General features: G+C 70.1%; 8 protein-coding genes. 2 read left to right on the top strand and 6 right to left on the bottom strand.

The window, feature by feature from the left end; genetic code table 11:
- Positions 1 to 54: 54 nt before the first annotated feature.
- Both ACQEVO_RS12775 and ACQEVO_RS12770 read left to right on the top strand, forming a co-directional pair.
- The gene (locus tag ACQEVO_RS12775; RefSeq protein ID WP_432922643.1) at positions 55 to 810 is read left to right on the top strand and encodes an ABC transporter permease; all 756 of its coding nucleotides are present in this window, start codon (positions 55 to 57) and stop codon (positions 808 to 810) included.
- Positions 800 to 1588, top strand: a complete 789-nt coding sequence (locus ACQEVO_RS12770) for an ABC transporter ATP-binding protein (RefSeq protein WP_432912534.1) — start codon at positions 800 to 802, stop codon at positions 1586 to 1588. Before ACQEVO_RS12775 ends, ACQEVO_RS12770 begins: the two co-directional genes overlap by 11 nt.
- A gap of 12 nt (positions 1589 to 1600) precedes the next feature.
- Here the strand turns inward: ACQEVO_RS12770 and ACQEVO_RS12765 are convergent, their stop codons facing one another.
- From ACQEVO_RS12765 to ACQEVO_RS12740, 6 genes are all read right to left on the bottom strand, one after another.
- Complete coding sequence (locus ACQEVO_RS12765) at positions 1601 to 1939, bottom strand: rhodanese-like domain-containing protein (RefSeq protein ID WP_432912532.1); 339 nt, start codon at positions 1937 to 1939, stop codon at positions 1601 to 1603.
- A 96-nt stretch (positions 1940 to 2035) separates the two neighbouring features.
- Positions 2036 to 2476, bottom strand: a complete 441-nt coding sequence (locus ACQEVO_RS12760; protein WP_432912529.1) for a MarR family winged helix-turn-helix transcriptional regulator — start codon at positions 2474 to 2476, stop codon at positions 2036 to 2038.
- Between the two features lie 708 nt (positions 2477 to 3184).
- Positions 3185 to 6244 carry an FxSxx-COOH system tetratricopeptide repeat protein gene (gene fxsT, locus ACQEVO_RS12755; protein WP_432912526.1) on the bottom strand — a complete coding sequence of 1020 codons (3060 nt, stop codon included), beginning with the start codon at positions 6242 to 6244 and terminating at the stop codon, positions 3185 to 3187.
- A gap of 14 nt (positions 6245 to 6258) precedes the next feature.
- Positions 6259 to 7449, bottom strand: a complete 1191-nt coding sequence (locus tag ACQEVO_RS12750; protein ID WP_432912523.1) for an aKG-HExxH-type peptide beta-hydroxylase — start codon at positions 7447 to 7449, stop codon at positions 6259 to 6261.
- Positions 7450 to 7514: 65 nt separating this feature from the next.
- Positions 7515 to 9137 (bottom strand): chloride channel protein, encoded by a 1623-nt coding sequence (locus ACQEVO_RS12745; RefSeq protein ID WP_432912520.1) that lies wholly within the window; start codon positions 9135 to 9137, stop codon positions 7515 to 7517.
- Positions 9134 to 11503, bottom strand: coding sequence for an SAV_2336 N-terminal domain-related protein (locus tag ACQEVO_RS12740; RefSeq protein WP_432912517.1), 2370 nt, complete (start codon positions 11501 to 11503; stop codon positions 9134 to 9136). Before ACQEVO_RS12740 ends, ACQEVO_RS12745 begins: the two co-directional genes overlap by 4 nt.
- Position 11504: the final 1 nt, after the last annotated feature.

The raw sequence follows: 11504 nt of genomic DNA, 5'->3' as shown, positions 1-11504 counted from the left end.
CACGAGGATTCCGCGAAGCCCGGCATTACGGTGGCGCGCGGCGGGGTCGGCCGGGTGCTGCCGGCTGCCGCGACCGTGCTGGTACTGGTCGTGCTCTGGCAGGCCTATGTGGCGATCAGCGGTATCCGCCCGCAGGTGCTGCCGTCCCCGGCGCGGGTGCTGCACCAGGGCTGGGCGCACCGCGCCGAGATCGGCACCCATGCCGCCGCCACCGTCCAGGTGACGCTGGCCGGATTCGCCGTCTCGCTGACCCTCGCCTGGCTGCTGGCCGTGATCGTGGACTTCTCGCCGTGGCTGCGCCGCGCCTTCGTGCCACTGTTCGTGGCCTCCCAGACCCTGCCGATCATCGCCATCGCGCCTCTGATGATCATCTGGTTCGGCTTCGGGTTGCTGCCGAAGGTGCTCGTCGTCGCGCTGGTCACCTTCTTCCCGATGGCGATCGGCCTGATCGAGGGCTTCGCCGCCGCGGATCGGGAAGCGGGGGCGCTGCTGCGCAGTATGGGGGCTTCCCGTGTGCAGGTGTTCCGGTATGTGCGCCTGCCGTCGGCGGTCCCGCGGTTCTTCACGGCGTTGCGGATCGGGATCACCTACGCCGTGGTCGGCGCGGTCTTCGCCGAGTACGTCGGGGCCCGCCGGGGTCTGGGAATCTATATGAGCCTGCAGAAGAATTCGTTCCGCACCGATCTGGTGCTGGCGGCGGTTTTCGTGACCGCGTTCCTCAGCGTCGCGCTGTACCTGCTGACCTTCGCGGTCGAACGGGTCGTCGCGCCGTGGTCGCGCGCGGAGAACAGGAGTCGCCGTGGCCGATGAACCCGGGCACCGGATCGTCGTCGAGGCCCTCACCAAATCGTTCCCGCAGCCCGGCCGGCGGCGGATGAACAGGCAGGTGCTGGGCGGGGTCTCCTTCACGGCGCAACCCGGCGAGTTCGTATCCGTCATCGGCCCGAGCGGATGCGGTAAGAGCACGCTGTTCAATCTGCTGGCGGGCCTCGAGACGCCCGACGCGGGCACGATCCGTTTCGGCGCGGGCGACGCCGGGCCGGTGCCGGGCCACTGCGCCTATATGCCGCAGAAGGATCTGCTGTTCCCGTGGCGTACGGTCCTCGACAACACCATCCTGGGCCTACAGGTGCACGGGGTCGGGAAGGCGGAGGCCCGGCGACGGGCCCGTGAACTGTTCGAGGTGTTCGGGTTGTCCGGGTTCGAAGACGCCCGTCCCGCCCAGCTCTCCGGCGGTATGCGGCAGCGCGCGGCGATGCTGCGGACGGTTGTCCAGGAGCGCGAATTGCTGTTGCTGGACGAGCCGTTCGGGGCGCTCGATTCACTGACCCGCACCGAGATGCAGGCGTGGCTGCAGAGTGTGTGGCAGCGCTACCGGTGGATGGTGCTGATGATCACCCACGATATCCGCGAGGCCGTGTATCTCTCGGACCGGGTGATCGTGCTGTCCGGCCGGCCGGCCACGGTGCGCCGTGCGGTGCGTGTCGATCTGCCACGCCCGCGCGATCTTTCGATGATCACGGATCCCGGGTTCGTCGCACTGGAACAGGAACTGCTCGACGTGCTCACCGCGGAAACGGCGGGCTAGGGGCGGGCGGCGTCATCCGCGCGAAGTTTCCAGTGCCCCGCCCGCGGCGCGCCATTCGATCAGCCCGCCCGCCATGTTCTTGGCGTCGAAGCCGTACTCGATGAGCAGGTTCGCGGCCCCGTAGGAGCGCAGGCCGCCGGTGCAGAACGTGATCAGGAGCCGGTCGTCCGGCAGATTCTCGCAGCCTGCCGCCAACTGTTCCAGGGGCAGGTGAACGGCACCGGGAATATGGGTGCGGTGCCACTCGAACTGCCGGCGGACGTCCACGATCAACGCGCCGTCGCGGACGGCGCCGACGGCTTCCGCCGCGGAGAGCGAGGGCGCGCGGTACAGGTAGTGACGGATGCTCATGGGGTCGGTCCTTTCAACCTTCAGCCTGGCTGAAGCCTAGCAGTTCTTTCAGGCAGGCTGAAGGTCGCATCGGTCAGCAGCGAACAGCACCGTGGCTCACGGTGCTGTTCCCCGGAAGGCCTCGGCCAGGGCGGCGCCGACCTGTCGCTGGACAGGATCGGCCGCCGGACCGAACAACCGCTCGTCGACCTCCGCGACCACCTGCCGGGCCTCGTCCAGCAACCGCAGCCCCGCGGAGGTGAGTTCGATGGCCGAGGCGGAACCGGCGCGGGCGGTGCGGTCGCGGACCAGTCCGGCGGCGGCGAGTGCCTTCACGGCGGTGTGCACACTCTGCACACTGATTCCGGACATCCGCGCCAGTTCGCTGAACGACGCACCGGGGATACCGGAGATATGGCCGAGCAGGCCGAGGCGCCCGACGGTCAGGTCCAGCGGCGCCAGACCCGCACTGAGTTCGGCTTCCACCCGCCGGGCCAGTGTCAGCACGATGATCGAGGCGCTGGTCGCCGGGGGTGTCCGGTCGTTGTCGGTACTCACCGGTCCAGTTTCGCGCACCACGGCGGCAGCGCGGGCCGGCGGGCGCGGGTCGCGTGGATGTCACCCTTTCGCGTATCCGCCACGGGAAAACGGCGAAATCGTATACAAGTTCGGCCTGTGGGTAATTCGAGAATAGATTCCGTCGCAGAATTCGACCGTTTCATCCGTCGCGTAGCGATTCGACGGTCATTTCTCGGATCGAATGGCAAACGCCGATGACGAACCGGATTACGAGTTGTTCTCGCCGCTCGGGTCGTTATAAAGGCCGCGATACGACTAACGATTTCGGTACACGGGACTTCGCCTGCACCGGCCGAGATCACCCGATGTCACGCCGCAGTTCGCGGACCTCGAACGGTCGCCGCGAAAGTTAGTTTGCACGACCGTTGTTGCCGGAATCGGGGGCCTGACGGCAGCGGTTCGGAGTGCTAATCTGCACACGTGGAATTCCCCGGAAGCGGGGTATCCCGCAGTGGCGGAAGCCCGGTCGCGAACGACTGTGCGGCATCCATTGAAAGGTGTCGATGATTCGACGGGTTTCTCGTTTCGCAGTTTGCCGGAGCACACATTTCTTCGCACGAAGAGAGGAACTATCATGAGCGCGATAATCGGTCTCGGCTCCGCCGCCGCCGGTGCGGCAGTCAGTGTGGCGTGGGCGATACTCGGCCTCATCCTCTGACAACGGCACGGCCGCGCCGGCGGAAGGGCTCACATGGGCGGCGGTTCGACGTCACAGGCGCCCCGCCGGCGGGCGTGTGCGGCCAGATACTCCGGGTGATCGCTGCCCAGGGTTTCGAAATACCGTTCCAGCGTGTCGGATTCCAGGGCATCGGCGTCCGCCACACGACCCAGCGCTCGCAGGTCGAGCGCCAGATTCACCGCCGTTTGCAGGGTATAGGGATGGTCGGCGCCGCGGATCCGGCGTGAGTCGTCGAGCGCCGCGGTGCCGAGTTCGACGGCTTCCGGGATCCGGTCCAGACCGGCCAGATCGGAAGCCGTGCCGGTCCGTGCGGCCAGGGTGTACGGATGATCGGCGGACAGCCGCTCGGTGAAAATACGCTCGGCCTCCCGGTCGTGGGTCAGCGCCTGCTCGTAGTGCCCGGCGCTGCGCAGTGCGGCGGCGAAGTTCACCGCGCACGCGGCCGTGTACGGGTGGTCCGGATAGCCGTCCGCGCAGCGCGAATACGCGGCGGCCGCGTGCTCCAGTGCCTGTTCGGTATCGCCGGCGACGCGATAGTCGTTGGCCACATTGGTTTGCGCGGCGATGGTCTCGGGATGCCCGGGTCCGTAGACCTGGAGGTGGTTGGTGAGCACGAGGCGCTGGGTTTCCAGAGCCTCCGGGTAGCGCCCCGCCTTACGGTAGGACACGCCGAGATTCTTGCGGGCCCGCAGGACGTGTTGCTGCCGGGGGCTGCCCAGCAGTTCGAGGAAGTCGGCGACCACCCGCTCTTGCAGGACCACCGACATGGCGGCGCGGCCGAGTTCCCGGTGGTTACGGGCGACGTTGTTCACACAGTGCAGCCGCAGGATTGCATCGGCGGCCGGCATCGGATCGTTCTGGAAACGTTCGTAGTTGGCGAGATCGAGCCGCATCGCCTCCGCGAAACGGCCCATCACCCGATAGGACACCGCGAGGTTGTGGGCGGCGCGCATCGTCTCGATATGGCCGGCGCCCAGGCATTCGACCGCCCAGGCATATGACTGCTCGTTGAATTCGACGGCCCGCGCCCAATCGCCCGCCATCCGCGTACACGCGGCGAGCAGGTCGGTCGCCCAGATGTACTCCTCGGGATAACTGACCCGGATCTGCTCGACCCCGTCGCGTGCCGCCGTGGCGGCCGCCCGCGCACGGTCGAGGGCGCCCAGCTGCCACAGGGTGTTCCCGGTGACCACCAGGATCCTGACCACGCCGATATCGGTTTCCCCCAGCCGTTGCGACCATTCCGCGGCGGCGCGCGTGCCCAACCCGGCGGCGGCGGTCAGTTCGCCCTGGTTGCGCAGAGCCGAAACGACCCGGCGGACCAGCTCCGGCAGCTGTGCGCACGGGTCGCCCGGTTGCGCCACCCGCTCGCAGGACAGCACCTCGGTATGCATGATCTGCTGCCACAGCCACAGGTACCGGCCCCACAGCGCGGGCAGGTCGCTGTGCTGCGGATCGGCGTCGCACAGCACCCGGTGCGCGATATGCCGGTTGGCCTCGGCGACGTCCTTGGGCAGGAAATCGTGGATCCCGTGCCAGGGCACGGTATGGACCCGCAGCGCCCGGCCGCGCTCCGTCAGCGGGTCGACGCAGTTCTCCGCCACCGAATCGCGGACAGCCAGTGCCAGCACATTGCGCCGGCGATGCTCGTTGGCCAGCGCATCGGCGAGCGGTTCGGGCAGGCGCAGGCCGGCCCGGCGCTCCGAACCGGGGAGCTGGGAGGTCAGCAACGCGATCGAGATCGCCTGCCCAGGCGCGAAACAAGCCACCAGCCGCAGCAGTTCGCCGGCCGCCCACGCATCCGAGCCCGCCGGTTGGTCGAGCAGGGGGCGCAGCGAGTCGCCGATGATGGACGCGGCCCGCCGGTACGACCCGGCCAGTTCGTCGTCGAGGGCCGCGAACGGCGCGGGTTGCACCTTGTGCAGCAGGGCCTCGTCCACGGGTTCGACTCCGCGGGAGCCGCGATGGGCCAGGGCGTTGAGCAGAACCGGGCTGCCGTCGAGTGCCGTACTGAACTTCCGGGCCAGTTCCGCGGAGATATCGGGCAGATGCCGGCGCAGAAAGTCGGCGCCCTCGGCGACGGTGAACATCGGCACCCGGACCTGCTGCGGCGCCGCCCAATCCGACACTTTGGAGGTCAGCAGGATATGACCGGTCCCGTCCCAGGGCACCATCTCCGACAACAGGGCCGGCTTCCGCGGCAGCAGGAATTGGTCGCCGGTCCGGTGATGATCCGGGGTGACGTTGTCGTAGACGAGCAGATATCGCTTGGGGGAGCGGCGCAGCGCGGCGACGACCTTGGTGTGCCGGGTAGCCCGGGGCAGCGGTTCGGGCAACCCGAGCGGTTCGGCCAGTTCGCCGAGCTCGGTGCGCATCACGGCGCCGTTCTCCCCGGAAATCCAGGCGATGAGATCGTATTGCGAGCGGAAGCGGCGCGCATAGGCCGTGGCCAGCCAGCTCTTCCCGCTGCCCGCCACCCCGGTGAGCACCGCCGCGCCGCTCTTGTCCAGCGTGTCCCGGATCGTGGCGAGTTCGGTTTCCCGGCCGTAGAACCACTCCGGTTGATGCAGCGGCAGGGTTTTGCTCTGGTAGTCGAGGAACATCTGCTGATTCGGGTACCGGATCGGCATCCGGCCGGCCCGGCCCAGGGTTTCCGGGGCGGCCGGCGGGTTCTCCGGCAGGCCGAACGCACGCAGTACCTTCGCCCGGGCCTCGGCTTCACCGGGAAAGAGCCGCAGATCCACCGCCGCGATCGGCTCGGCTGCGGCCGGTACCTCGGCGGTGGCCACGATCACCGCGAGGACACCGTCGGGGCCGGTGGCGTATGCCGCCCAATCCTCGGGCGCTGCCCCCGCGTCCCGCATGAAGTTGTCGCTGATCACCAGGGCGAGCGGCCGGCCGCCGTCGCGGGACGGCAGACCGGCGCCCGGATCGATACGCAGCAGCCGGACGGCGAGCCCGGCGTCGGTGGCGACCTGCTGTAACCACATTCCCCACACCGTGTCCTCGGCCGCATGGGCGACGACGATCGGCTCGGCCGTGGCCGGCTCAGGGGGCGTATGTGTCACGTTCGCTACTCCCGTCACACTGTTCGCGCGGCCGGGCGGCCGCCGGAATCGGTTGCGGCGGTCTGCCGCATGAAGGTCACGAAACGCCGGCCGGCCGGGGTGAGCCGGCCGGAGCCGAGCAGGATGTCGCATCCGGCGAGGGTCTGCCGGCGCACCGGCTCGGCGTCGGGTACCGGTGTCGAGCCGGTGCGCCCGGCGGCCAGCCGCAGGAATCGGGCGACCGCCAGATGCGCGTAGCTACCGTGCAGCAGCGCACTGGCGGGCCTGGGCTCGCGGCGCCACGGTGAGGGCAGATCGGCCGGACCCTCCACGGCGATCAGCGGTTCGATCTCCATCAGCACGCCGAGCTTCGAATGCTGGAATTCGTGCAGCAGCCCCGTCGCCACCCGGACCGCGTCGGCCGGCCGGACCATGGCGGCGGCCCCGAAGGAATCGGCGAGGGTCGAGGTCACGAACGGGTACGAGGCGCTCGCGCGGGGAAGCACCGCCCTGATCCCGCGGGCGAGGGGGCCGGCGAGGCCGGGGACGACCTCGGCCAGCAGTGCCATCGCCGCGCCGAACACTCGTTGCCATTCGTCGAATTCGGCAGCGTCCCAGGGTGTCCAGCCCGAGCTGCCGTCCGGGATATCGGTCTCCGGCCAGGCCGAAGGGGTCGGCGGGAGATCGTCGAATTCGATATCGACTCCGCCGCCCGGCAGCGCTGCCGTCAGCCTGCGGATCGGTGTCCAGCGGTAGCCGTCCAGCAGTGGAGTGCCCCGCCCGTCGTGGCGGACCCGCGGGGGAGCCGTTGCCGGACCGGTCCAGCAGCCGAGGCCCGGTAACACCACCGCGTCGCCGACCCGCGGCAACTCCAGCTCGAATTCCAGACCCGCCCGCACCGCCGCCGCGGCGGCGAACGAGGTGAGGTGGGCCAAGGATTCTTCGGCGACCGGATCCCCGCCCGCACCGACGGCGCAGACCGCCACCCACGCACCGAATCTGTGATGACGCAACATCTCCCGCACCACTTCCGGCGCACGCCGTTGTACGGCGGCCAGCAGGTCGAAACCGGCGCGCGCCGACCGGCGCGGGGCACTGTCGTTCCCACCGCGCAGCGCGGCGGCCAGGAACGCCAGATTCCGGCTGACCCGGGCCCGTTCCAGCAGCGGCAGGACCCCCGGTGGGTCGGCCAGGGCGGCCAGGGCATCGAGTTCGGCAGTGGACACCCGCAGGACCTCACCTCGGCCGCCGCGCCGGGCAGAGTACGTCCCGGTATTTTCCGGCAGCACGATCACGACCCGCCGCCCGCACTGTGACCGGCGAAAACTATTCCGACCGCGGCGCGGCGGTGCAAGGCGATACGCACCGCGCGGTTCACTTCGGGCCGGTGTTCGTCGAGCAACTCGTCGAGCGGCAGATCGGCCAAATCGGGTAGGCCGGGCGTGATCTCGGGCTCCAACTGGCACCCCTCCCCGGATGAGCCCGGCCGATCCCGGCGACGGGACCGGATTCCGCCGATGAGTCGATTCGGCCCGGCTCTCCTCCTCATGTCATCTGCATTCAACATAACCGAATCGATCAACTGCCGGAAACGCGGCGGAGTCCGGGCGGCCTGCTGGCTCGGGAACAAGGTGATGTCCCGGGTGCACGCCACGGCGAGGGCCACCGCGACGAACAGTCCGGCGGGCGGTACGAGATACCCCGCGATCTCCACCGCGAAAACAGACGCGGCCAAAGGAGTTCGGACCGCCGCTCCCAGACAGGCCGCCACCCCGGTGATCGCGCATGCCGCGGCGGGACCGGGTTCCAGGCCCGCCGCGACGGCCAGCCGCCAGCACGCCGCCCCGGCCGTCCCGCCGATCACGATCGCCGGTCCGAACACCCCGCCGACCCCGCCCGCGTGCAGCGTGACGGCGGTGGTCGCGATCTTGACGAACGGCAGGGCGAGCAGCAGCCACAGCGGCAGCGCGAGTACCGCGGCCGGCGACAGTGCCAGTGACACCGTGCCGTAACCGGTACCCAGGGCGGCCGGTACGAAAATCCCCACCGTGCCGACGAGCGCCCCTGCCACCGCGGCGGTAACCACGGGCCGCCGCCGCGCCCGCCGCAGCAGCCGGCCGGTGCGATGGAAGGTCACCACGTAGAGCCGGGCCAGTAGCGCACAGACCAGGCCGACTCCCGCGAGCACCGCGGTCGCCACCGGATCCAGGAGCGCACCGAAATCGACGATGCCGAACATCGGGTTATAGCCGTACACGAGGACGAAAACACCGAAGGCGATCGGTGTGGCCGGTAAGGCATAGAGCAGTGCCCGCGGGCGTAGACCACGCCGGCGCAGTAGTTCCGCGCTCAGCAAAGCGCCGCCGAGGGGCGCCTGGAACAGCGCACCCACCCCCGCACCCAAGGCGGCGGCGACCACCATGCTCGCGTCGGCCTCGGTCAACCGCAGGCGCCGCGCGATCGCGGCCCCCAGCGAAGCCGCCACCTGCGCCACGGGCCCTTCGGTACCACCGGAACCACCGGACCCGAGAGTTACCGCGGTACCGGTCAATTTGGCTGCCGCCCCGCGCACGGTGAGCCCGTCCAGGGACCGGGAGTTCACCGCCCCGATCACCCCGTCGGTTCCGTTGACCTGGGGCCCGCCCGCACGCGACAACAGCACCGCGGTCACCATCCCCGCGGCGACCAGCAACGGCACCAGCAGCGCACCGCGGCCCTCGAGCGGCCCGGCCGGTGCATGCCACAGCCCGTCGGCGACCGGTTCGAGCGGGAGTACCGAGCCGAGGAGAATATCGGTGGCGAGTTCGAGCAGCCCGCGCAAGGCGACCGCGCCGAGCCCGGCCGCGATCGCGGCGAACAGCAGTGCCGCGCACAGCGTGCCCCACCGGCGACCGGTACCGGGGTACTCGGTCATTGCCGGTCGTCGCCGGCGGAATCGAGCCTGCGGCGGGCCTCGGCGACGGCGGTGCTGTGCGGATCCGCCACCCGGGACAGTACTTTCCCGAGTTCGAGGGCGAAACCGACGGGCAGCGCGCCGGTTCGGACAGCGCGCACGGCGCTGTCCACCGTATCGAGCAGCGCCGTGGCGTCGGCGGCGTCGGGCAGCCCGGCGACCGCATGCCGGAAGTATTCGACGATACGGTCCGGAAGCTCGGTGTTCGGGGTCGCCGACAGAGCGGTGATATCGAGATAGGCTCGCGCGATCTTGAACATCAGCACGGCCGTGTGCTCCGGTGCCTCGCTCTCCGATTCGGCCGCCGCGAGACACAGATCGACGGCCTCCCACGCGTAGAGCGGATCCCCGGTGACCTCGCAGCGGCGCAGCAGGGCGTCGGCGAGCCGTTCCGACAGTTCGGCGCGGCCGGGATCGCCGGGTTCGGTGACTTCGACGGCGGAGCGCAGCACCCGGGTCGCGTCGGTCAGGTAGTCGGCGCCGCCCACGACCTCGAATCGGTGCAGCAGCAGTCCGCCGAGTTCGATCATCGTCGCGGTACCGGCTTCGGTGTCCGCGAGTTCGACCAGTGCCGCCTTACCCACCGCGATCGCTTCGTCGAGACAGCCGGGATCGCCGTGGGCCTCCCAGCGGGTGCGCAGCAGTGTGGTGAGCGCCGTCAGCAGGCCGGCCCGTTCCGGGTGCCCCATCGGAATCGTTTCCAGAGCGTTCCGGCACGCCGCGAGCGCGCGATCGGCCTCGCCCCGCTGTATCGCCTGGTGCGCGGCGCGGACGAGGGCCTGGTAGTGCTGTTCGTCCTCGGCGCCGGGAGGTTGCGCCGGGGGATCGGGGAAATTGGGGGCGATACGGCGCAACGTTTCCGGGGACAGGTACGCGAACGGCGAACCGCCGGCCGAAGGCTGCGATACGACTGCGCGGAAAACCCGGCCCGGGACGTCGTAGTGTTGCGCCACGAACCGCGACGCCGCCGCCAAGACGTCGTCGGCTTCGCTGCGCGGAATGGCATCCCGCAGAATCTTGGCGACCTCGGGCCGGAATGCGAACACCCGGCTGTCCTCGGGGATGCTGTAGGGCGGCGCGGAGCCGGTGCCCGCATCCTCGATCAGCCCGCCCGCCAGTACCTCGGCGAGCACACTGCGTTTACTGCCCGGCAGCACCGCCTGCTGGACCAGCCGCATGATCGGCGGCAGCAGCGGCACCTGGGCCAGGCTCGCGGCCAGCCGGAACGCTTCGGGCGAGGACGCGGAACGGAACCGCCGCACTCGTTCGAGGGCGTTGTGGCCGAGTTGTTCGTCCTGCCGGACGGCCAGCGGCCGCGGCCGCTCCTGCGCCGGCTCCGGTACGCGCAGCAGGGGGTACCCCGTCGATCGGCGTTCCCCGGAGAGCAACTGGGCCCACGGCCGGATCCAGCCCGGTGTCAGTTCGAGCACCGGCACGGGTACGACGGCGGCGTCCGCCGGGGTGATGAGCCGCAACGGGGACGGGCGTTCGGGGACGACGGCGGTAACCCGGCCGTGACCCCATTCCAGGCCGGTCCGCCGCCACAGGTTGCTGGGCAGCGGCTGGACCACCGCCACCGGCGACTGCGCGGCCAGGCGGGCCAAAGCCGTTGCCGCCGCGCCGGATACCCATGCGTCGCCCAGGCAGGCGGAGAACACCATGACCACGCGGCGGCCGGTCGGATCGGCCAGCGCCGAGAGAGCGCGGTCGGCGGTCCCCCGCGGATTCATGGCCAGCCGTGGCGCGCCGGCCGCGTCTTCGTCGAGATACCAGACCGTGACGCGGCGGAACCCGACCGTGTTCACCAGGTTGCGCACCGCCTCGGCCAGCCCACTCCACGCGGCCATCGACGAATGCCGGTCGAAAACCAGGGCCGCCTCGCGCTGCCGCACCGTATTCGCCGTGGTCATCGGCCAGGCGACGGCGGTGCGGGCGGTCCGTTCCACGGTCGCTTCCTCGTCGAAGACCCGTTCGTGCGGGTCGGCGATCCGGCGTGCCAGTGGCCGGAGCTCGCCGAGGACTTTCGTCTCCGAATCCAGTGGTGAGGGTGCGGGGATATCGGCCTCGAAACGATACGGCCAGGCCGGGGCATGGCCGGGCGGCACCGGCAGCGCCATATCCCGAGGCAGGACGTGCTGCGCGACGCCGGGATCGAGTGGGTCCGGGGCGGGGCCGATCTCGGTATCGGGCGATGCCGGTTCTTCGGCGGGCGCGGCGGAATCCGGCTGGTCCGAAATATGTTTGGCGAGCCAGAGCGCCTCCGCGACCGTACCGCCGTCGACATCGAGTCCACGGAGCGCGTCGAGGAGTTCGGACAGGCTCGACATC

The sequence above is a fragment of the Nocardia sp. CA-290969 genome (assembly GCF_050936135.1).
GTDB lineage: Bacteria > Actinomycetota > Actinomycetes > Mycobacteriales > Mycobacteriaceae > Nocardia.
Note: the sequence above shows the minus strand (reverse complement) of the source record. Positions and strands in the feature narration are given on the sequence as shown.